The organism is Comamonas sp. (assembly GCF_036643215.1).
Taxonomy (GTDB): domain Bacteria; phylum Pseudomonadota; class Gammaproteobacteria; order Burkholderiales; family Burkholderiaceae_C; genus Comamonas.
In genome coordinates, this window is sequence record NZ_JAVXSJ010000006.1 from 112,727 (window position 1) to 136,298 (window position 23,572).

The 23,572-nt window shown below is 59.3% G+C and carries 23 protein-coding genes; 12 read left to right on the forward strand and 11 right to left on the reverse strand.

Annotation, left to right across the window (positions count from 1 at the left end; all coding sequences use genetic code 11):
- Positions 1–96 precede the first annotated feature (96 nt).
- On the reverse strand, positions 97–1,158 hold the full coding sequence (locus RSF91_RS06515) for a bifunctional riboflavin kinase/FAD synthetase (protein WP_099738384.1): 1,062 nt from the start codon (positions 1,156–1,158) through the stop codon (positions 97–99).
- Positions 1,159–1,328: 170 nt separating this feature from the next.
- On the opposite strand from RSF91_RS06515, the gene RSF91_RS06520 reads away from it, so the two are divergent.
- Together RSF91_RS06520 and RSF91_RS06525 are read left to right on the forward strand one after the other, a co-directional pair.
- Positions 1,329–1,886, forward strand: coding sequence for an HNH endonuclease (locus RSF91_RS06520; protein WP_332567648.1), 558 nt, complete (start codon positions 1,329–1,331; stop codon positions 1,884–1,886).
- An 83-nt stretch (positions 1,887–1,969) separates the two neighbouring features.
- A complete protein-coding gene (locus RSF91_RS06525) occupies positions 1,970–2,917 on the forward strand; it encodes a bestrophin family protein (protein ID WP_332567649.1) in 948 nt (315 codons plus the stop codon).
- 80 nt (positions 2,918–2,997) lie between these two features.
- Here the strand turns inward: RSF91_RS06525 and RSF91_RS06530 are convergent, their stop codons facing one another.
- The 4 genes from RSF91_RS06530 to RSF91_RS06545 form a co-directional block, all read right to left on the reverse strand.
- The gene (locus RSF91_RS06530) at positions 2,998–3,492 is read right to left on the reverse strand and encodes a nucleoside deaminase (RefSeq protein ID WP_332567650.1); all 495 of its coding nucleotides are present in this window, start codon (positions 3,490–3,492) and stop codon (positions 2,998–3,000) included.
- 160 nt (positions 3,493–3,652) lie between these two features.
- Complete coding sequence (locus RSF91_RS06535; RefSeq protein ID WP_332567651.1) at positions 3,653–4,768, reverse strand: acyl-CoA dehydrogenase family protein; 1,116 nt, start codon at positions 4,766–4,768, stop codon at positions 3,653–3,655.
- An 18-nt stretch (positions 4,769–4,786) separates the two neighbouring features.
- Positions 4,787–5,968 carry an acyl-CoA dehydrogenase family protein gene (locus RSF91_RS06540; protein ID WP_332567652.1) on the reverse strand — a complete coding sequence of 394 codons (1,182 nt, stop codon included), beginning with the start codon at positions 5,966–5,968 and terminating at the stop codon, positions 4,787–4,789.
- A 245-nt stretch (positions 5,969–6,213) separates the two neighbouring features.
- Complete coding sequence (locus RSF91_RS06545) at positions 6,214–6,918, reverse strand: YceH family protein (RefSeq protein ID WP_332567653.1); 705 nt, start codon at positions 6,916–6,918, stop codon at positions 6,214–6,216.
- 85 nt (positions 6,919–7,003) lie between these two features.
- On the opposite strand from RSF91_RS06545, the gene purN reads away from it, so the two are divergent.
- Entirely contained in the window at positions 7,004–7,582 is a 579-nt protein-coding gene (purN, locus tag RSF91_RS06550) for a phosphoribosylglycinamide formyltransferase (protein WP_332567654.1), read from the forward strand.
- 50 nt (positions 7,583–7,632) lie between these two features.
- On the opposite strand, the gene RSF91_RS06555 is transcribed toward purN, so the two are convergent.
- Positions 7,633–7,890, reverse strand: a complete 258-nt coding sequence (locus RSF91_RS06555; protein ID WP_332567655.1) for a DUF1653 domain-containing protein — start codon at positions 7,888–7,890, stop codon at positions 7,633–7,635.
- 140 nt (positions 7,891–8,030) lie between these two features.
- On the opposite strand from RSF91_RS06555, the gene RSF91_RS06560 reads away from it, so the two are divergent.
- Together RSF91_RS06560 and RSF91_RS06565 are read left to right on the forward strand one after the other, a co-directional pair.
- The gene (locus RSF91_RS06560) at positions 8,031–9,362 is read left to right on the forward strand and encodes an RsmB/NOP family class I SAM-dependent RNA methyltransferase (protein ID WP_332567656.1); all 1,332 of its coding nucleotides are present in this window, start codon (positions 8,031–8,033) and stop codon (positions 9,360–9,362) included.
- Positions 9,363–9,487: 125 nt separating this feature from the next.
- Positions 9,488–10,711 carry a DesA family fatty acid desaturase gene (locus tag RSF91_RS06565; RefSeq protein ID WP_332567657.1) on the forward strand — a complete coding sequence of 408 codons (1,224 nt, stop codon included), beginning with the start codon at positions 9,488–9,490 and terminating at the stop codon, positions 10,709–10,711.
- Here RSF91_RS06565 and RSF91_RS06570 read toward each other — a convergent pair.
- Positions 10,686–11,111, reverse strand: a complete 426-nt coding sequence (locus tag RSF91_RS06570; protein WP_332567658.1) for a hypothetical protein — start codon at positions 11,109–11,111, stop codon at positions 10,686–10,688. The genes RSF91_RS06565 and RSF91_RS06570 overlap by 26 nt on opposite strands.
- 197 nt (positions 11,112–11,308) lie before the next feature.
- Between RSF91_RS06570 and RSF91_RS06575 the strand changes: the two genes are divergently transcribed.
- The gene (locus RSF91_RS06575) at positions 11,309–12,841 is read left to right on the forward strand and encodes an aminotransferase-like domain-containing protein (RefSeq protein ID WP_332567659.1); all 1,533 of its coding nucleotides are present in this window, start codon (positions 11,309–11,311) and stop codon (positions 12,839–12,841) included.
- 67 nt (positions 12,842–12,908) lie between these two features.
- Here the strand turns inward: RSF91_RS06575 and rpmG are convergent, their stop codons facing one another.
- The 3 genes from rpmG to trxB form a co-directional block, all read right to left on the reverse strand.
- On the reverse strand, positions 12,909–13,079 hold the full coding sequence (rpmG, locus tag RSF91_RS06580) for a 50S ribosomal protein L33 (RefSeq protein WP_054067538.1): 171 nt from the start codon (positions 13,077–13,079) through the stop codon (positions 12,909–12,911).
- Positions 13,080–13,101: 22 nt separating this feature from the next.
- Entirely contained in the window at positions 13,102–13,335 is a 234-nt protein-coding gene (rpmB, locus tag RSF91_RS06585) for a 50S ribosomal protein L28 (protein WP_066539714.1), read from the reverse strand.
- A gap of 277 nt (positions 13,336–13,612) precedes the next feature.
- On the reverse strand, positions 13,613–14,566 hold the full coding sequence (trxB, locus tag RSF91_RS06590; protein ID WP_332567660.1) for a thioredoxin-disulfide reductase: 954 nt from the start codon (positions 14,564–14,566) through the stop codon (positions 13,613–13,615).
- Here trxB and RSF91_RS06595 point away from each other — a divergent pair.
- From RSF91_RS06595 to lolA, 3 genes are all read left to right on the forward strand, one after another.
- Positions 14,565–14,711, forward strand: a complete 147-nt coding sequence (locus RSF91_RS06595; protein WP_332567661.1) for a hypothetical protein — start codon at positions 14,565–14,567, stop codon at positions 14,709–14,711. The genes trxB and RSF91_RS06595 overlap by 2 nt on opposite strands.
- 113 nt (positions 14,712–14,824) lie before the next feature.
- The gene (locus RSF91_RS06600; protein ID WP_332567662.1) at positions 14,825–17,188 is read left to right on the forward strand and encodes a DNA translocase FtsK; all 2,364 of its coding nucleotides are present in this window, start codon (positions 14,825–14,827) and stop codon (positions 17,186–17,188) included.
- Between the two features lie 109 nt (positions 17,189–17,297).
- Positions 17,298–17,933, forward strand: a complete 636-nt coding sequence (gene lolA / locus RSF91_RS06605; protein WP_332567663.1) for an outer membrane lipoprotein chaperone LolA — start codon at positions 17,298–17,300, stop codon at positions 17,931–17,933.
- 150 nt (positions 17,934–18,083) lie between these two features.
- Here the strand turns inward: lolA and brnQ are convergent, their stop codons facing one another.
- Positions 18,084–19,415, reverse strand: a complete 1,332-nt coding sequence (brnQ, locus tag RSF91_RS06610) for a branched-chain amino acid transport system II carrier protein (protein WP_442878811.1) — start codon at positions 19,413–19,415, stop codon at positions 18,084–18,086.
- Positions 19,416–19,817: 402 nt separating this feature from the next.
- Between brnQ and RSF91_RS06615 the strand changes: the two genes are divergently transcribed.
- From RSF91_RS06615 to RSF91_RS06625, 3 genes are all read left to right on the forward strand, one after another.
- Complete coding sequence (locus RSF91_RS06615) at positions 19,818–21,167, forward strand: replication-associated recombination protein A (protein WP_332567665.1); 1,350 nt, start codon at positions 19,818–19,820, stop codon at positions 21,165–21,167.
- Between the two features lie 368 nt (positions 21,168–21,535).
- Complete coding sequence (locus RSF91_RS06620; RefSeq protein WP_099738351.1) at positions 21,536–22,465, forward strand: branched-chain amino acid ABC transporter permease; 930 nt, start codon at positions 21,536–21,538, stop codon at positions 22,463–22,465.
- 9 nt (positions 22,466–22,474) lie between these two features.
- Positions 22,475–23,554, forward strand: a complete 1,080-nt coding sequence (locus RSF91_RS06625; RefSeq protein WP_099738349.1) for an ABC transporter permease subunit — start codon at positions 22,475–22,477, stop codon at positions 23,552–23,554.
- The last annotated feature ends 18 nt before the right edge of the window (positions 23,555–23,572 follow it).

Consider the following 23,572-nt stretch of genomic DNA (forward strand, 5'->3'; position numbering starts at 1 on the left):
GAGAGCAATACTGGGCCCGGGCAGTGCTGCCTGGGCGTGAATGATGAGGTGAGCGCCAGATGCGCTGCCGCGCCTATGGCGTGCGAGCAGCGAGCGTCAAATTCGGTCGCGCGTGGTCTGGCGACGAGTCTCTGTGTGTGCAGAAGTATGAGACGGCGTGTGGCCGGAGGCGAAAAACGCGTGCGCGTCATCGCAGTCCTTGGCGATGCCTGCCGTCAGGGCATCGAGACTGTCATACTTCAGCTCGTCGTGCAGTTTGTGCAGAAGTTCCACGCGGATGATTTTACCGTAGGCACCTTCCCCTCCCAGCTGTGCGGGCCAATCAAAACAGTGGGTCTCCAGCAGCACGCGTCCGCCGTTGATGTCATTGGGGTCCAGAGAAGGGCGCACGCCCAGGTTGGCGACACCGCGCAGCGGCTGGTCCGACAGTCCATGCACCAGCACCGCAAAAATGCCGCTGGCTGCGGGTTTCCAGTGGTCAAAGCGCAGGTTTAGCGTGCGAAAGCCGTCATTGGCACCGTTTTGGGATTCGGCCAGTTTGCGGCCCAGTTTGCGACCGTGAACCACATGGCCCGAGATTCTGTAGGGGTGCCCCAGCAGCTTGGCGGCCTGCTGCATATCGCCTGCAGCTAGGGCGGCGCGCACCTCGGTGCTGGAGACGCGCAGACCGTGGACTTCATAGCTGTTCATGCGCGCCACATCAAAGCCCAGAGCCTGACCGGCGTTATCCAGCATGGCGTAGTCGCCGGCGCGCTTGTTGCCAAAGCGGAAGTCATCGCCCACCAGCACGTATCTGGCACCCAGACCGGAAATCAGTACATCCTGAATAAAGTCTTCGGGGCGCTGGCTGGCCAGGGACTCGTTGAAGGGCAGGATCACGACCTGATCAACGCCGCAGATTTCAAGCTGGCTGAGCTTGTCGCGCAGCGTGCCCACGCGCGCTGGTGCCAGCTCGGGCTTGCCCAGCTTTTGCGCAAAGTAGTCACGCGGGTGCGGCTCAAAGGTCATCGCGCAGCTGGGAATGCCACGCTGTGCGGCTTCTGCCTTGAGCAGGCCGAGCATGGCTTGATGTCCCCGGTGCACACCATCAAAATTGCCAATGGTCACGGCGCAGGCGGGGGCCAGTCCGGGATGATTTATACCGCGAAAAATCTTCATGGGCTGCTTTGTTATTTGTAGCAGCTAGCGCCTATGCATGCGGCGCAAGCCGTCTATTTGACATAGTTTCAGAGTATATTGCTTCAATCCATGCAGCTGAGGAGGCTGCAAAAGAGCGCCAAGACGCTCTGCCGTTTTCTGTGGTCTTGTTGACTGACTGGAGGCGTGTTGTGAAAGTCTTGAAGCTGACAGCCCAGGGGCTGCCGCAGTCCTGGGTAACGCTGGAGCAAGCGGCGCTGCACTATGCAGCTGAAGATGTGCGCTGGGAAGCCGGTGTCGAAATCGCCTGCTTTCGGGGTGGCCACAATGCGGTGACCGGCAAGCAGTCAGTCATTCACATCAACTCCATCATTGGCACCAAGGGCATGCCCAATATCAACCCGCACGAGTTGCTGCCGGGTCTGACCAATGGCAAGCTCTTTACGCGTGACCACTGCGTCTGCGCCTACTGTGGGCGCCAGTTCCATGAGGGCGATCTGACGCGTGAGCATATTCTTCCCGCCAGTGTCGGCGGCGAGAACACCTGGATGAATCTGGTTACCGCCTGCCGTGCCTGTAATCACCGCAAGGGTGCCAGAACGCCCGAGCAGGCGCGCATGCCGCTGCTCTACACCCCCTACACCCCCACGCTGTGGGAAGACTTCATTTTGAGAAACCGCCGCATTCTGGCCGACCAGATGGAGTTTCTCGTCGCCCACGTTCCGCGTGGCTCGCGCTGGCGCAGTTGAGCAAGATAGTGGGAGTTTGCTGCGTTGGCTGAAGGCTCTCGGGGTCTGTGATTGAATTGGGGTTTATGCCTATCTAGGTTTTCATGATCGTCAGAGATCGCCCATCGGGCTTCAGGCTGTTCTGGATTGTCCGGGGCTCGGTGCTGCAACGCATCAAAAGTGTGCTGGCCGTGAACATCGTGCTTGCCGTCATCGTCACGGTGGCCCACGGCACCTTGTTTCACACCAAGATTCCCATCACGCCGATCCCGTTCACGCTGATCGGTCTGCCTCTGGCGATTTTTCTGGGCTTTCGCAACAACACCGCTTACTCACGCTACTGGGAAGGGCGCAAGCTCTGGGGCGAAATCGTCATCTACGCGCGCACTCTGTCGCGCCAGTGCCAGAGTTTGATTGAATCTGATCACCCCATTGACCCGCGTCAGCGCGCCAACGATGTGCGCGTGCGCATGGTGCACCGCGCCGTGGCCTTTGCCCACGCGCTGCGCGCCCAGCTACGCGGCCTGAAAGAGGATACGGCAGCCCAGCAATGGCTGACCGATGACGAATGGCTGCGCCTGAAGCAATTGCCGCTGGGCCAGCGCACAGACGCCATTGTTCTGGCCATGGGGCAGGACCTGGGGCAATGCTTGAAGGACAAGCGCATCGATCCTTGTCTGGCGGTGTCGATTGACAGGACGCTAAGCGGGTTCACCTCGGCTGCGGCATCTTGCGAGCGCATTCAGAACACGCCAATTCCCTTCTCTTACACCTTGCTGCTCCACCGCACGGCGCACCTGTACTGCTTCTTGCTGCCCTTTGGCCTGGTCGATGTCACCAGCTTCATGACCCCCTTTGTGGTGGGCATCGTGGCCTATACCTTCTACGGTCTTGATGCACTGGGCGATGAGCTGGAAGAGCCTTTCGGCATGGAAAGCAACGATCTGGCGCTGGACTCCATGTGCCGTGGCATTGAGATCAGCCTGAGCCAGTCGCTGGGCGACCCGCAGGTTCCGCCACCCCTCAAGCCGGTGGACTATCTGCTGACCTGAAGCCGCTGTGCTGAGAACAAAAAAGCCCTGAACTCATCATTCAGGGCTTTGTTTTTGATAGCGCCTAGCGCTTGTACTGCTTAGACAGTGGCGCGATCTTCATCCACGGCTTTTTGCCATGCTTCGTACAAGTCTTCACCCGTATCACGCACGCGGTGGTTGATGACGGGCATCTCGCGCTTGTCTTCGGGGCGAGCCAGTTCGTCGTAACCACGGGAGGCGGACAGGTCATAGGGCTCGCCCTCTTCGTTGGAGTAGGCGACAAAGACCTTCTTCACGCCGGCCAGCAGCATGGCCGTGTGGCACATGGTGCAGGGGTAGCCGCTGGCATACATCACCGAGCCGGACAGATCGGTGCTGCCTTGCTCCTTGGCGGCAATGCGCAGGGCCTGCATCTCGGCGTGAGCCGAAGGGTCGCACAGCTCCTCGACCTGATTGACGGCGCGGGCCAGCACCTGGCCGTCACGCACCAGAACGGCTCCGAAGGGCCAGGTGGCGCGTTCGCGGCCTTTGACGTTGCCCATGGCCAGGCGAATAGACTCCAGCAGGTACTTTTCGGTGTCTTGCGTGCTCATGCGTGTCTCCTTGATCTTGTGAATGGCGCAAAGATCATAGGAAGCGCAGGGCTGTGCATAGCGCATGCCAAAAGCAAAACAGCACGCCGTAGCGTGCTGTTGACTTTTGCTTTTATGTTGAATGCAGTTGCCGTAACTTGCTGTGTATTCCTGTGGGTTTCTAGGCAAAAACGCCAGCGCTGTCCTGCATGTGCGCAGACACGGTGCCCAGGTGGTGCAGAGTGTCGCCGCCCGTCATCTCCATCTGCGTCAGGCGCTTGAAGTAGTGGCTGCCCACGTATTCATCGGTCACGCCAATGCCGCCATGCAGCTGCACGGACTGCTGGCCCACGTAGCGCATGGATTGGCCCAGCTGCACCTTGGCGCGAGCCATGGCCAGATGGCGCTCTTCTGCCGGGGCGCTTAGCTTGAGCGTGCCGTAATAGCTCATGGATCGGGCCAGCTCCAGCTGCATCTTCATATCGGCCACGCGGTGGCGCAGGGCCTGAAAGCTGGAGATGGGCACACCGAACTGCTTGCGCTGGTTCATGTACTCGGTGGTGAGCTTGAGCGTTTGCTCCATCACGCCGACACCTTCGGCGCACAGGGCGGCGTTGGCCACATCCTGCGCCAGCGTCAGTGCGGCCAGGCCGTTGTTGGTGATGAGCGTGGCGGGCGCTGCCTTGCAGACCAGATCGGCGGCGCGGGCTTCATCCTGAGTGACATAAGCCTTGGTTGACACCCCTTCGGCACCGTTTTCGATGAGGAAGAGCGCAATTTTTCCGTCCAGCTGGGCAGGCACGATGAAAGCGTCGGCTTTGTCACCGGCAAGAACTATGTTTTTGGTAGCGTCTACCGTATAGCCATTGGCAGTTTTACTCGCCTTTGCATCGCAGACATCAATACGGTAGCGCGCTTTGCGCTCCTGAGATGCGAGCACGACCAGTTTCTCGCCCGCTGCAATCTGGGGCAGCCAGCTTTGCTTGATGGCCTCGCTGCCAAACTGGCTGAGCAGAGCGCTGGCCACAAAAGCCTGCGTCAGCGGCTCCATCACCAGGCCGCGGCCTAGTTCTTCCATCACCACCATCACATCGACTGCGCCCTGACCCAGGCCGCCGTATTGCTCGGGCACGGTGAGAGCCGTCAGTCCCAGCTCGGCCAGCTCGTTCCAGACCTCGCGCGAAAAGCCGCCTTGCTTGGCAATGCTCTGGCGGCGCTCGAAGGTGTAGCCCTTGTCCACCCAGCGGGCCACGGCATCACGCAGTTGTTGCTGGTCGTCGGAAAAATCGAAATCCATATTTGTCTCCTGTGGCCTTTAGCCAAGAACCGTCTGAGCCACGATGTTTCGTTGCACCTCGTTCGAGCCGCCGTAAATGGTGGTCTTGCGCATATTGAAATAGGTGGCGGCCAGAGGGGCGTTGCAGAGCACGCCGCCGGGGAAGTCGCCCTGGTAGCCTGCCTCCATGGCTTCCTGCACGTAGGGAAGGGAGTAGGGGCCGGCGGCCAGCATCATCAGCTCGGCATAGCGCTGCTGAATCTCGCTGCCCTTGATCTTGAGCAGGCCGGCAATGTCCAGCGGGTTCTTGCCCGACTTCATGGCCGAGAGCACGCGCAGCACCAGCATCTCCAGCGCGATCACATCAATCTCCAGCAGGGCGATCTGGTCGCGGAAGCGCTGGTCTTCCCACACGCCTTCGGCCTTGGCAATGCGCTTGACGCGCTCCAGCTCGCGCTTGGCGCGGTTCACGTCCGCAATATTGGTGCGCTCGTGGCTCAACAGGTGCTTGGCGTAGGTCCAGCCCTTGTTTTCTTCGCCAATCAGCTGGTCGGCAGGTACTTCCACGTTGTCGAAGAAGACTTCGTTGACTTCATGGCCGCCATCCAGCAGCTTGATGGGCCGCACGGTCACGCCGGGGGATTTCATGTCGATCAGCAAGAAGCTGATGCCGGTCTGGGGCTTGCCTTCGTTGCTGGTGCGAACCAGGCAGAAGATCCACTCGCCGTACTGGCCCAGCGTGGTCCAGGTCTTCTGGCCGTTGACGATGTATTTGTCACCCACGCGCTCGGCGCGGGTTTTGACGCTGGCCAGGTCAGAGCCCGAGCCGGGCTCTGAGTAGCCCTGGCTCCACCAGACTTCGCCGCTGGCAATGCCGGGCAGAAAGCGCTTGTGCTGCTCCGGCGTGCCGTAGGCCATGATGACCGGGGCCACCATCACCGGGCCGAAGGGCACGATGCGCGGCGTGCAGGCCAGCGCGCATTCCTCTTCGAATAAGTGCTTTTGCACGGCCGACCAGCCGGGGCCGCCAAACTCTGTGGGCCAGCCGTAACCGAGCCAGCCTTTTTTTCCCAGAATTTTGGCCCAGCGCTGCATGTCGTCACGCGTCAGGTGCAGATCGTTACGCACCTTGTGCGCAATATCCTCGGGCAGATTTGCCCGCACCCAGGTGCGGATTTCATCGCGAAAAGCCTGTTCTTCAGGGGTGAATGCCAAGTCCATGCGGTGTCTCCAGAAAATCTGGATGTTTTGTAGCACGCACGTTCTTTTTCTTCCTGTCCGGGTCGTGACAAGGAAGGGTTCCCCCGAGGTTGTTGATCCCCTGAGGGGCTTTGTGCCGTCCCCTCAGGGGGATGGCGGCCCTGCTGTCTCTGGCTTGGAGCGCGCCAGTTTTTTATAGTTGATTGAAATATGCCTCTAGCGCTTATCTATAAAGCGCTAGCAGCTATCAATTTCAATGCACTGGCTTACTCAGCTGGTGCTGTCTGGATGGCAGGTGGCTCCACCCCCAGTGATTCGCACAGCATCTGCACGGTGGCGCGCAACTGGGTCACTTCCGCTTCCAGCGTATCCACGCGTTGCTGCAGGGCAGATGCATTGCCGCCGCCCGTGCCACCGCTGGCGCTGGCGGCGCTTTGCAGGGCGGCTACATCGACGGGGCCGCAGAGCAGATGGGCCCAGCGCGATTCGCGGGCGCCGGGCGCACGGGGCAGCAGTACGACCAGCGGGCCGCCTTTTTCTTCGCTGCGCTCGCGCAGTTCATCCAGAAATGCCTCGACCGAGGAGATATCGGCAAAGCGGTGCCAGCGTTCGGAGTTGATGCGCAGCTCGCCCGCCGTCTGGGGGCCGCGCAGTATCAAGAGGGCCAGCAGCACGGCGGATTGGTCGGGCACGCCGATGCCGCGGGGAAAGTTGTGCTCCCAGCGGGTAGAGCGGGTGCCGCTGATCTGCACGGCGAGCGTTTTCATGCGCAGGTTGTCCAGCGCTTCCTGGGCTTCGCCTTCGCTGATTTCCATCACCGGGTCGCGGCTGGACTTCTGGTTGCAGCCGGTGATGAGGCTGTTGAGCGTGAGCGGATAGCTGTCCGGCACGGTGCGGGCCTTTTCCATCAGCGTGGCCAGAACGCGGGCCTCAATGGGGGTGAGGGCGATATTGCGTGGGTCAAAAGGCATGTTGTCTCCTCAAAAGTCTAGAACGGCGCACGGGAACGGCTGCAAGCCACCAAGGGTTAGCCCGTCAATGCGACAATCGCCGCCCATGAAAAACATCGTGATCCTGATCTCGGGCGGCGGCTCGAACATGGCCGCCATTGTGCGTGCATCCCAGCAGCAGAACTGGGCAAAGCAGTACAACGCCCGGGTCGCGGCCGTGGTCAGCAACAAGGCTGAGGCCAAAGGACTGGTCTTTGCGCGCGATAACGGCATCGCCACCGAGGTGCTGGATCACAAGCAGTTTGATAGCCGCGAGGCCTTTGATGCCGAGCTGATGCAGGTGATTGACCGCCATGCGCCTGATCTGGTGGTGCTGGCTGGCTTTATGCGCATTCTGACCCCCGGCTTTGTGGCGCATTACGAAGGCCGCCTCATCAACATCCACCCCTCGTTGTTGCCCGCCTTTACGGGCCTGCACACGCATCAGCGCGCCATTGATGCAGGCTGCAAGTTTGCGGGCTGCACCGTGCACCGCGTGACGGCCGAGCTGGATGTGGGACCGATTCTGGAGCAGGCTGTGGTGCCTGTGCTGCCCGGCGATACAGCCGACCTGCTGGCCGCGCGCGTGCTGGTGCAAGAACACGCCATTTACCCGCGTGCTGTGCTTAATCTGATCAAGAGCTAAATCAGATTTGATAGCTGCTAGCGCTTATTGAATAGGCGCTAGAGCCTTTTTTATGCCAATTTCTGCTGATCTTCCGGCAGACGGCGAAAACGCGACTGCTCCACGCCATCAATCACCACGGTTTCATTAAACATGGCGGCAGGGCGCACCCACAGACCACGTTCGCCATACAGGGCGCGGTACAGCGTAAGAGGCTCCAGCGTCTCGCTGTGGCGCACGGTGCCAATCACTTCATAGGGCATGCCTTTGTAATGTTCGTACAGGCCGGGCGGGGTGGTGATGAGGGGCGGCAGGTTGTGGTCGGACATGATATTTTAAAAAGGTGAGCGGTTAGTGCATGCTCTAAAAGGGCTAGAGCCTGTTTTTACTATGAATCTTCGTTGACGCTTGGAGGCCATAGATTTCTGGCGCAAGCCAAGGCTAGGGTGACAGTGGGACAATTGGGGCTATGCATCCCAAACAGCTTCTCGACGCTTGCGCTGAACTCGTCAAGCGCGCCATGACTTTTGAACACGCGGCCGATTCCGTGGTGTCTTACTTCTTCCGCGAAAACCGTTACCTCGGCCCGCGTGAGCGCGCCACTCTGGCCGAAACCACTTACACCGTGCTGCGCAAGAAGCTGTTGTTTGAAGGCCTGGCACATTCCGGCAGCGGCCCGCGTGAGCGCCGTCTGGCCATTCTCGGCTTTGCCGCTGTCCTGCGTGAGCAGGGCAAGAAGCAAGGCAACGTCAAGAACAAGGACGGCCAGGACAGCGAGACCTTTATCAAGGCTGCGCTGACACCTCAGGAACTCAAGTGGCTGGACGCTTGCGACAACATCAAGCCTGAAGAGCTGATGGAATCCCACCGCCACAACCTGCCCGAGTGGCTGGTTGAGCCGCTCAAGGCACAGGTGGGTGACGAATTCTGGGCCTTGGCTGCGAGCATGGAAAAGGCTGCGCCGCTGGACTTGCGCGTCAACGCCCTGAACGACAAGCCCGCTGAAGTGCGCAAAGAACTGGAAAAAGCTGGCATCAAGGCCAAGCCCACACCGTTCTCGCCACTGGGTCTGCGTGTCGATGGCAAGCCTGCGCTGGCCAAGGTGGATGCCTTCAATCGTGGTGCCATCGAGGTGCAGGACGAAGGCTCGCAACTGCTGGCCCTGATGCTGGATGCCAAGCGCGGCGAGATGGTGGTGGACTTTTGCGCCGGTGCCGGCGGCAAGACGCTGGCCATTGGCGCTTCCATGCGCAATACCGGCCGCCTGTATGCGTTTGACGTGTCGGGTCACCGCCTGGATGCACTCAAGCCACGCCTGGCGCGCTCGGGTCTGTCCAATGTGCACCCCGCTGCCATTGCCCATGAGCGTGATGAACGCGTCAAGCGCCTGGCTGGCAAGATTGACCGCGTGCTGGTGGATGCGCCTTGCTCGGGCCTGGGTACCTTGCGCCGCAACCCTGACCTGAAGTGGCGCCAAAGCCCCAAGGCCGTGGAAGAGCTGACCGTCAAGCAGGCCGCGATTCTGGAAAGCAGCGCTCGTCTGGTCAAGGCCGGTGGCCGCCTGATCTACGCTACTTGCTCCATCCTGCCGCAGGAAAACGAAGCCATTGCCGAAGCTTTCAGCGCTGCTCACCCTGAGTTTGAACCCTTGAATGCTGCCGATGTGCTGGAGCAGCTGAAGATTGCTGATGGCGACAAGCTGTGCAGCGGTGGAGATGACGGCAAGCGCTATCTGCGCCTGTGGCCGCATCAGCACGAAACTGACGGATTTTTCGCCGCTGTTTGGGTGAAGAAGGCGTAACTTCAGTGCAAATCCGGTATCAGCTGTCAGGGTATCAGCAGTAGGCTTGTAAGCAGCTCACCTAAAATTGCACGACCGTGCTTTATAAGGTGGAGCATGGTTTTTTGCCAAAGGCTTTGTTATTTATGTCGCTGGATATTGGCTTGCTCTGGAATGAAGTCGTGGAATGGATGGCCAACGGGCTGTGGGATCTGTCATGGTGGCAGTTGCTGCTGTACACCTTGATCACCACCCATTTCACGATTGCGGGTGTCACGATTTTTCTGCACCGCAGTCAGGCGCACCGGGCTCTGGATCTGGGGCCTGTGCCTTCCCATTTCTTCCGTTTCTGGCTTTGGCTGGGTACGGGCATGGTGACCAAGGAATGGGTGGCCATTCACCGCAAACACCATGCCAAGTGCGAGACGGTGGACGATCCTCACAGCCCGCAGACGCGTGGCCTGAGCAAAGTCATGCGCGAAGGCGCTGAGCTGTACCGCAGCGAAGCCAAGAATACGGAAACGATCAAGAAGTTTGGCCACGGCACGCCCGATGACTGGCTGGAGCGCAATCTGTACTCCAAGCACTCGGTCTGGGGCCCCACGCTGATGCTGATTTTGAATGTGGCGCTGTTCGGTGTCATTGGAATGAGCATCTGGGCGGTGCAAATGGTCTGGATTCCCTTCTGGGCCGCTGGCGTGGTCAATGGCCTAGGCCATTTCTGGGGCTATCGCAACTACGAGGCAACGGACGCCTCTACCAACCTGTCGCCCTGGGGCATCATCATTGGTGGTGAAGAGCTGCACAACAACCACCATACGTATCCAACGTCGGCCAAGTTCTCGGTCAAGCCCTATGAGTTTGATATTGGCTGGCTCTATATCAGCATCATGCAGAAGCTGGGCTGGGCCAAGGTCAAGAAGACGCCGCCGCGCCTGCGCATGGGTGCGATCAAGCCGGTCGCTGATGAACTGACGCTGGAAGCCATCATCGCCAATCGCTACGAAGTCATGGCCCGCTATGCGCGCGGCGTACGCTCTGCTGTTCAGCAAGAGCTGGATTTGCTCAAGCAAAAGCAGGCGCAAAAATCTGATGTTTCATTGCTCAAGGGTGTTCAGCGCTGGCTGCATCGCGATGCAGAAAAAGTGCCAGAGCGCGCACAAGGCCAGCTGGCGCAGGCCCGGGCCGCTCACCCGGTGATTGATCAGATGCTGACCATGCGTGAAGAGCTGCGCCAGCTGTGGCTGAACACCACGCTGAGCCGCGAGCAATTGACCAGTCAGCTGCAGGCTTGGTGCCTGCGTGCCGAGGCCAGTGGTATTGCCGCGCTCAAGGACTTCTCGGTCAAGCTACGCGCTGCCCGCGCCTGAAGCTGCTCCAGCTGAGACTGCGCAAGCTCAGTACCTGCCACCAAGTTTTGGCCATCGTGGCGTTCATGCCCTGAGCTTGGTCATTTTTAGCAAGCTGCACCGCTTCTTCGATGGGGGTAGTGCAGCTTTTCTGCATCTGGGGCTGATGAACCTGAACTTGAGCGTGACCCGCTTGCCGGGTGCTCAGTTGTACCCAGGTATGTGAAGGTGAGCGCCAGCTCTGGCCTGTATGCAGCACCATGTGCTGGCCGAAATGGTTGTCGGTAAAGCTCAAGGGTCCGATGGCCAGTTGCAACGGTCCTTGCTGGCAGAACAGTTCGTGGCCTTGCGGCAGGTGCAGTGACAAGGCCTGACCGGTGCGAAGCTGGTACTGTGATGGTGTGCTTTGAGGGCAATGCATGGGATTGTTGTCAGAAGTGTTCCAAGTCTCAAGCGTAGGTTTGGCGCGGCTTACGCAACAGGTACAGCGCAGAAGTTGCCAAGGCGTATCAGTGCAGATTGGTGCTGCTCTGTTCTGCCTGGTTTGCGTTGAATCTGTATCTGTTGCAGAACAGGTCTTGCTGGCATGATGTAGGCCCAGCAGCTCGCACCGTCACCATGCTGACTCCCGCCACTCTTGATTCGTCATTCGCCAGCAGACAGGCCAATAGCCCGGCATTGCCGCTTTATCAGCGGCTGGCTGCCAACTACAGCACAGCCATGGCACTGGGAACCCTGAAACCTGGCGAGCGCATGCCCTCGGTGCGCGAGCTGATGGTGCGGCATGAGGTCAGCCTGTCCACTGCTTTGCAGGTGCTGCGCTATCTGGAAGAGAGCGGTTATCTGGAAGCCAAGCCTCGCGTGGGCTATTTCGTGCGCGAAACGGGTGCTGTTGCCGCAGTGCCTCTGACCAGCGAACCCGACCTGAGTCAGCCTGTGCAGCCCAACCCCTATGCGCATTTCGTGGGCATCAACGAGCATATTTCGCTGCTGCTGGAGCGTGGGCGTCAAGCCGATGTGTATATGGATATCGGCGGCTGCACGCCCCCTGCCGCGCTGTTCGACCACCATTACCTGAACAAGACCGTGACGCGGCTGTTGCGCGAGCACCCGACGCTGCTTTCGCAAGGCCGCTCTTTACTGGCAAATCAAGGTAATCACCCCCAGTTTCAGCAGGCCATGGCGCGCAGGGCGCTGGCCGCCGGGATACGCGTGGCCCCGGTGGATGTGCTGGCTACGACGGGTAATTCAGAAGGTGTGAGTCTGGCACTGGCGGCTGTGGCCTCGCCAGGCGATCTGGTGGCTGTCGAGTCACCCACTTATTACGGGTTGCTGCAGGTGGTGGAGTCGCTGCAGCTGCAAACCTTGGAGATTCCCTGCAGTCCGCGCACAGGTATGTCCATCGAGGCGCTGGAGCTGGCATTTCAGACTCAGCCACGGCTGAAGGCCGTGGTGGTGGTGCCGGAATTGCAGATGCCCCTGGGGGCTCGCATGCCCGATGAGAACAAGGCCAGGCTGGTGGCCTTATGTGCCGCACATGGCGCTGCGCTGATTGAGGATGACTCCTACGGCCTGTTCGTGGAGGGGCTACAGGCCGTCAAGCCGCTCAAGGCCTGGGACAGTGTTTCGGGTCATGTGATCTACTGCCAGGCCTTCAACAAGAGTCTGGCACCGGGTCTGCGCCAGGGCTGGATGAATGGTGGCCAATGGCATGGTCGGGTGCAGATGCTCAAATTTGCGCAAAGCCGCAATACCCAGACGCTGGGGCAGCTCGTGGTGTCCGAGGTGCTGGGCTCGCCCACGCATCAGCGCAGTCTGGAAAAACTCAGGCAGCAGTTGAAGAAGCAGCGTGAATCCATGGCCAGACTGGTTGCCAGGTTTTTTCCCTTGGGCACGCGCATGAGCCTGCCTGCAGGGGGGCTGTGTCTGTGGCTGGAATTTCCCGCAGAAATGCGCACCTCGGAGCTGTTCACGGCGGCCCTGGGTAAGGGCATCAGGATTGCGCCGGGCAGTATGTTTTCCAACTCTGGCCGCTACGAGCACTGTATGCGCCTGGCCTGCACCCATCCGGTCGACGAACTCATGGAAAGGGCCATGCAGGATCTGGGGGCGATGGCCTGTCTGCAACTGGGTCAGAGTCCGCGCAACTGAGCCATGCTTGAGACATAAAAAAACCGCCTGCACTTGCGTGAGGCGGTTTTTCAAGAAACAGGCTGAATTACTTCAGCTTGGTTTCCTTGTACTCGACGTGCTTGCGAGCCTTGGGGTCGAACTTGATGATCGACATCTTTTCAGGCATCGTCTTCTTGTTCTTGGTTGTGGTGTAGAAGTGACCGGTGCCAGCAGTAGAAGCCAGCTTGATCTTTTCGCGTCCGCCTTTGGAAGCCATGTTGATTCTCCTTTAGTGGAAATTAAGCTTGGCCACGGGCGCGCATATCTGCGAGCACGGAGTCGATGCCGTTCTTGTCGATCAAACGCAGAGCAGCGCTGGAAACGCGCAGGCGCACCCAACGGTTTTCTGTTTCGACCCAGAAACGACGGTACTGCAGGTTAGGCAGGAAACGACGCTTGGTCTTGTTGTTGGCGTGGGAAACGTTGTTGCCCACCATGGGCTTCTTGCCCGTAACTTCACATACGCGTGCCATTTGGACACTCCGATAGTTGAATCGGCTGCCAGCGCTGCCATCCTGCATTGCGCAGAAGGTGCCGACAACCTCACCTCGCCAGTTTGTAATGGGTGGCGGTAGCCCGATTGCGGAAGTCCCGATGGCACAAAGTGCATAAAGCACTTGGTCTGTACTACCTTGAATTCAGCAAAGTCTGCGATTATAGCGTTTTCAGCAAAAAGCCCCTGAGGCGGGCCAAAGAAGGCCAAGCTCAAGGGCTTTTGTGAGCGCCATTAATAACGGCGCTTGCTGTCGATCAGGACTCTTGCTCCAGGAAACGCTGTGCGTCGAGGGCTGCCATGCAGCCCGTGCCGGCGCTGGTGATGGCTTGACGGTACACATGATCCTGGCAGTCGCCAGCGGCAAACACGCCGGGCACGCTAGTCTGCGTGGCAAAGCCCTTGAGGCCGCCTTGAGTGACGATGTAGCCGTTTTCCAGCTCCAGCTGGCCCTGGAAGATGTCGGTGTTGGGGTGGTGGCCGATGGCGATGAACGCGCCCTGCAGCTTGATTTCTTCAGTGTGGCCGTCCTGCGTGCTCTTGATGCGAATGCCGGTCACGCCGCTCTGGTCGCCCAGCACTTCATCCAGCGTGAAGTGGGTCTTGAGCTCGATCTTGCCTTCATTGACCTTGGCCATCAGCTTGTCCACCAGAATGGGCTCGGCCTTGAACTTGTCGCGGCGGTGCACCAGAGTGACCTTGCTGGCGATGTTGGACAGGTACAGTGCTTCTTCCACTGCAGTGTTGCCGCCGCCGATCACGCAGACGGGCTGCTCACGGTAGAAGAAACCGTCGCAGGTGGCGCAGGCAGAAACGCCGCGGCCCATGAAGGCTTCTTCAGAAGGCAGGCCCAGATACTTGGCCGATGCGCCGGTGGCAAGAATCAGCGAGTCGCAGGTGTAAGTGCCGCTGTCGCCAGTCAGCGTGAACGGGCGCTTAGAGAAGTCGACCTTGTTGATGTGGTCGAACACGATTTCAGTCTTGAAGCGCTCTGCGTGCTCCTGAAAACGCTGCATCAAGGCTGGGCCTTCCACGCCCATCACATCGGCTGGCCAGTTGTCCACTTCGGTGGTGGTCATCAGCTGGCCGCCCTGGGCCATGCCGGTGATCAGCAGCGGATTAAGGTTGGCGCGGGCGGCGTACACGGCGGCCGTGTAGCCTGCAGGGCCGGAGCCCAGGATGAGAACTTGTGCGTGTTTGGAGGAGGACATGAAGCGTGACTCTGAAAATAAGCAGGCCGACAACCGGCGCGCAGTCATGAAAGCATTGAAAAGGTATGGGAGTATCGCTCCGTATCAAGGTCTCTGCGCTCAGCTGTTTTTAATCACTGCAATTGTTAAAAATGATAGTGAATAAGCGTTTATGTGAGCTGACTGGCAGCTTTGTTGCATGTGCTTGCATTAGGCTGGAAAATCGTGTTGGCCGAATCACCGCTTGGATAAAGGGCTAAGGTAAGCTTGCGCCTGCGTATGACATACACATTGAACGCTTCGAAGGCGTCTTCTTCCAGCAAATCCAAAGCCCGGGCAACCACTCCGCGCTATGGAGTGATTCGCTTCAGTCAAGAAGTTTTGCTGCTCATTGGCCTGCTGGCTCTGGTTTTCTGGCTCACAGCCATGCTGACCTATTCCCCGCAGGATGCCGCCTGGTCCACTTCTGGTGCCGGGCAAAGGCCGTTTGTTCAAAACTGGATGGGCCGCGTTGGCGCCTGGCTGGCCGATGCCTGCTATTTCGGCTTTGGCATGTCCGTCTGGTGGCTGGTGCTGGCTTCTGCGCAGACCTGGATTACATCGCTGGTGCGTTGGATGCGTGGCGGCGTGAACAAAGATGGATCGCCAATAGCGCTGATGCCGCTGTGGCGTCGCCGCTTTCTGTTCTGGGGCGGTCTGGCTGTCTTGATGGTGGCCAGCTGCGCGCTGGAATGGACTCGCCTTTACCGTTTTGAAAGTCTGCTGCCTGGCCCGGCTGGCGGTGTATTTGGCTACATGATGGGCTTCAATAGCCTCAAATGGCTGGGATTTGCAGGCTCTGGCCTGATTGGCATCTGCCTGTTCGTGCTGGGCGCGGCCATGGTGTTTGGCTTTTCATGGGGCTCTTTGGCCGAAGGTCTGGGCGCTCGCCTGGATGGTCTGGTGCAATTTGGCCGCGAGCGCCGCGAGATTGCCAAGGATGTTTCCGTCGGCAAAAGAGCGGCCCGCGAGCGTGAGGAAGTCGTCTTTGATCGCACCGAGGGCGAAATCCGCGTCCCTGTGCATCAGCCGGTGCAGATTATTGAGCCTGTGCTGCAAGAAACGGCCCAACCCAGCGCCCGCGTGGTGAAGGAGCGCCAGAAGCCGCTGTTCACGGATCACCCTGACAGCAAGCTGCCGCAGGTTGACTTGCTGGACGAGGCGCCCCAACGCCAGGAGTCGGTCTCTGCCGAGACGCTGGAGATGACAAGCCGTCTGATTGAAAAGCGTTTGAAGGACTTTGGCGTGGAAGTGCGGGTGGTTGCGGCCATGCCTGGCCCTGTCATTACGCGCTATGAAATTGAGCCGGCCACAGGTGTCAAGGGCTCTCAGATCGTTAATCTGGCCAAGGATCTGGCTCGTTCACTGTCGCTGGTGTCTGTGCGGGTGATTGAAACCATTCCGGGCAAGAACTTCATGGCGCTTGAGCTGCCCAATGCCAAGCGCCAGTCGATTCGCCTGTCTGAAGTGCTGGGCTCACAGGTCTATCACGATGCCAAGAGCATGCTGACCATGGGCTTGGGCAAAGACATCGTGGGCAATCCCGTGGTGGCTGACTTGGCCAAAATGCCCCACGTGCTGGTGGCGGGTACCACCGGCTCTGGTAAGTCCGTGGGTATCAATGCCATGATCTTGTCTCTGCTTTACAAGGCCGAGGCCCGCGATGTGCGCCTGTTGATGATCGACCCCAAGATGCTGGAAATGTCGGTCTACGAAGGCATTCCCCACCTGCTGTGCCCTGTGGTGACGGATATGAAGCAGGCCGCCAACGGCCTGAACTGGTGCGTGGCCGAGATGGAGCGCCGCTACAAGCTGATGAGCAAGCTGGGTGTGCGCAATCTGGCGGGTTACAACACCAAGATCGATGAGGCCAAGGCGCGTGAGGAATCGATTCCCAACCCCTTTAGCCTGACGCCTGAAGAGCCCGAGCCGCTGCAGCGCTTGCCGCATGTGGTGATCGTCATTGATGAGCTGGCCGACCTGATGATGGTGGTGGGCAAGAAAATTGAAGAGCTGATCGCCCGTCTGGCGCAGAAGGCGCGTGCTGCAGGCATTCACCTGATTCTGGCCACCCAGCGCCCCAGCGTGGATGTGATTACCGGTTTGATCAAGGCCAATATCCCCACGCGTATTGCCTTCCAGGTCAGCAGCAAGATCGACAGCCGCACTGTGCTGGACCAGATGGGGGCCGAATCCTTGCTGGGCATGGGCGACATGCTCTACATGGCCAGCGGTACGGGCCAGCCGATTCGCGTGCACGGCGCTTTTGTGTCGGATGAAGAGGTGCACCGCGTGGTCGCTTATCTCAAGGAGCAGGGCGACCCTGACTACATCGAAGGCATTCTGGAAGGCGGAACGGTCGATGGTGACGCAGAAGCGGGCGGCGAAGGCGGCGGTGGCGAGAAAGATGAACTCTACGACCAGGCCGTGGAGATTGTGCTGAAAGACCGCAAGGCCAGCATTTCCTATGTCCAGCGCAAACTTCGCATCGGGTACAACCGCTCGGCCAATCTGCTGGAGCAGATGGAGCAGGCCGGGCTGGTCAGCTCACTCACCTCCAGTGGGCAGCGGGATGTGCTGGTGCCGAACCGGGATGCCTCCTGAGCCCCGTGGCGGCTTCCTTCTGAGGGGATGACACCTTCGCCCGAAGGCGGCTCTTGCTTGGTGTCTCTCGCTAAGCCCAAGCCCCAATGGATAAATTTTTGGAGAAAAGATGAAACGTCTTTTGACTACAATTTTGATAGCTGCTGGCGCAAGTACAGCAATGGCTGATGGCCTGAAAAGCCTTGAATCTTTCATGAAGAACGTCCGCGCAGGCAAGGCGGAGTTCACGCAGTCGGTAACGTCTCCTCCCAAGCAGGGGCAGGAGGCGCGCACCAAGATTTCCAGCGGCAGCTTTGAATTTCAGCGCCCCGGCAAGTTTCGTTTCAACTACGTCAAGCCGTTTGAGCAGCTGATTGTGGCGGATGGCAAGACGCTGTGGCTGTATGACGCCGACCTGAATCAAGTCACCGAGCGCGCACAGGCACAGGCTCTGGGCAGCACGCCGGCGGCCATTTTGACTTCGGCCACGGATTTGAAGGCGCTGAAGGCGGACTTTGAGCTGAGCAACGAGCCCAATGGCGATGGTATGGAATGGGTGTTGGCCAGCCCGAAGCAAAAGGGTGGTCAGCTTAAAAGCGTGCGCATTGGCTTTACGCCCGAAGGGCAACTGGCGGCGCTGAGCATTGAAGACAGCTTTGGCCAGCATTCGCTTATGAAGTTCCAGTCTTTGCAGACACAGGCTTCTTTGCCTGCATCGACCTTCCAGTTCAAAGCACCAAAGGGTGCGGATGTGCTCAAGCAGTAAACACGAATAGCCCAGGGGGCGAGCACAAAAAAGGCCTGCGGATGAATTTCCGCAGGCCTTTTTTATTGTTGAATCAGACTCTATCCCTTATCTATAAAGCGCAACGCGCTGCGCTTTTGATAGTGGCGATGCCTATTCAAGATGAAGTCATCAGGCGCGCTTGGCGCTCATGGCTTGCTTGCTGCCGGTTGCAAAGTCCAGCGCGCCTGCAATCAGTAGCACGCAGACAACGGGTGTGACCCAGCCCATACCCATAGCGGCACCGGGGAGGGTGTCCAGCCATGCGGGGAGCAGCGAATCAAACTTGGCAGCCTTGGCCGCGTCGAACAGGCCAAAGACCAGAGCGACGGCCATGACGGGGATGTAGACGCGCGATGGCTGGTTCCAGCGGTGCAGCAGGCTCAGGGCGATCAGTGCGATTGCCAGAGGGTACAGACCCACGAGCACAGGCACGGCCACGGCAATCAACTGGGCCAGGCCCTGGTTGGCCACGGCAGCGCTGAAGACGGACAGGCCGATGACCATCGTGCGGTAATTGATGCCGGTCAGGTCGCTGAAGAAGCTGCTGCACGCCGTAATCAGGCCGATCCCGGTCGTCAGGCAGGCCAGCATGATGACGATGGCCAGCAGCCACAGGCCTGCGGGGCCGAAGGTCTGCTGCACAAAGGCCGTGAGAATCTGCACGCCGGTGGTGGCATTGGCAGCCAGATTGCTGTTGGTTGCGCCCAGATACATCAGCGATGCATAGACCAGACCCAGACACACGGCGGCAATGATGCCGGCGTAGATGCAGTAGCGGGTGTGCAGCTTGGTGTCGTGCACGCCAGCGGCCTTGATGGCATTGACGATGACGATGCCGAAGATCAGCGAAGCCAGCGCGTCCATGGTCTGGTAGCCCTGCAAAAAGCCTTCGGAGAAGGCTGCAGCCTGCGTGGCATAGGCCGCAGTGCTGACGCTGTAGCCACCCACAGGGGCCAGCACGGCAGAGCCGCCGAGTACAGCCAGAGCCACAATCAGCACGGGGGTGATGATCTTGCCCACGTTGTCCATCAGCTTGCCGGGGAACAGCGACAGCAGCGCCACCATCACAAAATAGGTGATGGTGAAGGCCAGCAGCATGCCAGGCGTGTTGCCCACAAACGGTGCCAGGCCCATCTCAAACGAGACCGTGGCGGTGCGCGGCGTGGCGAACAGGGGGCCTATGGTGAGGTAGATGGCAACCGCCAGCACCAGACCGGCAATGCGGCCGATGGGGTGGGTCAGGGTGTCCAGACCACCGCCCACGCGGGCCAGGGCGATCACGCCCAGCAGTGGCAGGCCCACGCCGGTCAGCAAAAAGCCGGCCGATGCGCCCAGCAGGTTTTCACCCGCAGCCATGCCCACCATGGGAGGGAAGATGATGTTGCCTGCCCCGAGAAACAGGGCAAAGGTCATGAAGCCGAGGGCAAAAATGTCCCACGTCTTGAGTTTTTTCATACGCATAGGATCTGGTGCACGGTGCTTGCAGCAGCGCGCCCAAAGTCAGTTGGAATCAAGGAAAGTTGCGGATGCTTTCGATTGAGTGCTGGCTGACGGGCGGTAGCCGTATCAGTCTCAGGCATTGCCTGCCGAAGGTGGGGCAGCAGGCAATGAATCTAAACGCGCTGCCGCGCATGGCTGACCTGGCTTTTGGCAGGCAGAACAGGGGCAGTACTTCCATGAAGGCGAGGGGTGACCTCGTTAATGGAGAGATTTAATCCGTTAAAACGCTATTTTCTCTTATCAATAATTCTGATAGGAAATAAGGGTTAACGCAGGTGAGTACTGGCTACGAAAGTGGCTGTGCACAGCAGCCCAGCCCATTTGGCTGCGCGCAGGGCTGGCGCGTTGGATACTTGAGGGGTCATGGTCATGCACAACAACTCTCATTCCTCGGCAGTTTCCCATCAGCCTCTGGCAGAACGTCTGCGCCCGCGCACGCTGGGCGAGGTGGTCGGCCAGCAACAAGTGCTGGGTGAGGGCATGCCGCTGCGCCTGGCGTTTGAGTCGGGCCGCCCGCACAGCTGCATTCTCTGGGGCCCGCCCGGCGTGGGTAAGACCACGATTGCCCGCTTGATGGCCGATTCGTTTGATGCGCAGTTCATCTCCATCAGCGCCGTGCTGGGTGGTGTGAAGGACATTCGCGAAGCCGTGGAGCAGGCGCAGCTGGCGCGCGACGGGCTGATGCAGCAGCGCACCATCGTGTTTGTGGACGAGGTGCACCGCTTCAACAAAAGCCAGCAGGATGCATTTTTGCCCCATGTGGAAAGCGGCCTGTTCACCTTTATCGGCGCGACGACGGAGAACCCGTCGTTTGAAGTCAACTCGGCCTTGCTCTCGCGTGCAGCTGTCTATGTGCTGGAGTCGCTGTCGGAAGCCGATTTAAAGCAAATAGTGGCCAAAGCGCAGGCGATACAAGCGCTACCAGCTATCGAAAACGAAGCGGTTGAGCGCCTGATAGCCTATGCCGACGGTGATGCACGCCGCTTGCTGAACACGCTGGAGACTCTGTCCATGACGGCTGAGCAGGCCAAGGTGGAAACGATTACCGATGTCTGGCTGCTCAAGGTGCTGGGCGAGCGCATGCGCCGTTACGACAAAGGCGGCGAGCAGTTCTACGACACCATCAGCGCGCTGCACAAATCCGTGCGCGGCTCTGACCCAGATGCCGCACTGTATTGGTTCACTCGCATGCTGGATGGCGGTGCAGACCCGCGCTATCTGGCGCGCCGCATTGTGCGCATGGCTTGGGAAGATATTGGTTTGGCCGACCCGCGAGCCATGCAGATGTGCAATGACGCGGCTGCAACATACGAGCGTCTGGGCAGCCCAGAGGGCGAGCTGGCGCTGGCGCAGGCCGTGATCTATTTGGCCGTGGCTCCCAAGAGCAACGCGGGTTACATGGCCTATAACAAAGCCAAGGCCTTTGTGAAGGCCGACGCCACGCGCCCTGTGCCCTTGCATTTGCGCAACGCACCGACCAAGCTGATGAAGCAGCTGGACTATGGGAAGGACTACCGCTACGCGCACAGCGAGGAAGGCGGCTTTGCCGCGGGCGAGAGCTATCTGCCCGATGGCATGGAAGACCCCGGCTTTTACCAGCCGGTACCGCGCGGGCTGGAAATCAAGATTGGCCAGAAGCTGGAGCAACTGCGCGAACTGAATGAAGCGGCGCGTGCTGGCAAGCCGCAGCAGGAATCGGAGCCTGAGCCGTAATTGCGTCAAGCGCTGCTCGCAGGCCATTTGCTCAGTGTTGCAAGACGGTGACTAGTGAAATGCGGCATTCTTGCTGGTGCTTTTAGCGTTTATCGCTATTTGTGCCGCTTGGTGCTGACTAAGTGTCTGAATTTATTGAACTTGCGCGGCCGATAACTTTTTGCGCTGCAGCATCAACAGCCTCTGCCACGGGAAACCCCCGCCCTCTGGCATGAAAACTGCTCCCTAGAATCGATTCACTCTTTTGCGACAAGCGGCTCACAAAGCGGCGGACTGCAAAAGGGGAACCATGGCATTGCTGGCTCCGTCGTTCGGGATGAGAGGCTCGCTGTGTCTCCGTCTTGGGTCGAGAGAAGGGGAGCGCGCTTATGGATATCTTGCTGCAACAGATCATCAATGGTCTGGTGTTGGGCAGCATGTACGCCTTGATAGCCTTGGGCTACACCATGGTGTACGGCATCATTCAGCTGATTAACTTTGCACACGGCGAAGTGCTGATGGTGGGGGCTTTAACCAGTTGGAGCTGCATTGGTCTGATGCAGGAAGCCATGCCCTATCTGCCGGGCTGGCTCATGCTTTTGATATCCGCCATCATTGCCTGCGTGGTGGCTGCATCGCTGAACTTCGTGATAGAAAAAGTGGCCTACCGCCCGCTGCGCAGCAGCCCACGCCTTGCGCCGCTGATTACGGCCATTGGCGTCTCCATCCTGCTGCAGACGCTGGCCATGATCATCTGGAAGCCTAATTACAAGGCTTACCCCACATTGCTGTCCAGCACGCCTTATGAAATTGGCACAGCGGTGATTACGCCCACGCAGATTCTGGTGCTGGTGGTCACGGCTCTGGCACTGGCTACGCTGATGTACCTGGTGAACTACACAAAGCTGGGTCGCGCCATGCGCGCCACGGCAGAAAACCCGCGTGTGGCTTCGCTGATGGGTGTGAAGCCGGACATGGTGATCTCTGCCACCTTCATCATTGGCGCGGTGCTGGCGGCCATTGCAGGCATTTTGTATGCCTCCAACTACGGCACAGCGCATCACACCATGGGCTTCTTGCCGGGCCTGAAGGCATTTACGGCGGCGGTGTTTGGCGGCATCGGCAACTTGGCCGGTGCGGTAGTTGGTGGCCTGCTGCTGGGGCTGATCGAGTCCATCGGCTCGGGCTATATCGGAGATCTGACGGGCGGGGTTCTGGGTAGCCAGTACACCGACATCTTTGCCTTCGTCGTGCTGATCATCATCCTGACGCTGCGTCCTTCGGGCCTGCTGGGTGAGCGTGTGGCCGATCGAGCCTGAGGATTACCCATGAAAAACAAAAAAATACTTTCCTGGGTTTTAGGTGGCATTGGCCTGCTGGTGCTGCCGTTCATCCTTCAGTACTTTGGCAACGCATGGGTGCGCATTGCCGACTTGGCCCTGCTTTACGTGATGCTGGCCCTGGGCCTGAACATCGTGGTGGGCTACGCCGGTCTGCTGGACTTGGGCTATGTGGCCTTCTATGCAGTGGGCGCGTATATGTTTGCGCTGATGGCATCACCTCATCTGGCTGAGACTTTTGAGGGGTTTGCGGCCATGTTTCCGGATGGGCTGCACACCTCTATCTGGCTGGTTATTCCGCTAGGCATGCTGATTGCAGCGTGTGCAGGGGTGTTGCTGGGGCTGCCCGTACTGCGGCTGCGCGGGGACTATCTGGCCATCGTGACGCTGGGCTTTGGCGAGATCATCCGCATCTTCGTGAACAACCTGGACCAGCCCGTCAACATCACCAATGGCCCCAAAGGCATTGGTCAGATCGACTCAGTCAAGGTTTTTGGCTTTGACTTGGCCAAGCGCCACGAGTTTTTTGGTTTTGATGTGGCATCGGTCACGATGTACTACTACCTGTTTCTGGTGCTGGTGCTGTTCACGGTGCTGATTTGCTACCGCCTGCAGGACTCGCGCATTGGCCGTGCCTGGATGGCGATTCGTGAAGATGAAATCGCGGCCAAGGCCATGGGAATCAATGTGCGCAACATGAAGCTGTTGGCCTTTGGCATGGGTGCATCGTTTGGCGGTGTGTCCGGGGCCATGTTCGCTGCTTTTCAGGGCTTCGTCTCGCCAGAGTCGTTCAGCCTCATGGAGTCCGTCATGATCGTCGCCATGGTGGTTCTCGGTGGTCTGGGCCATATCCCCGGCGTGATTCTGGGGGCGGTTCTGCTATCGGCCTTGCCCGAGGCGCTGCGCTATGTGGCTGGCCCGCTGCAAGAGATGACCGGTGGGCGGCTAGACGCCTCCATCCTGCGCCAGTTGCTGATTGCGCTGGCCATGATCGTCATCATGCTCATGCGCCCACGCGGGCTGTGGCCCACGCCAGAGCGTGCCAAAAACCTGGACCATGTGTCCTGATGACAATGAAGACAAGGA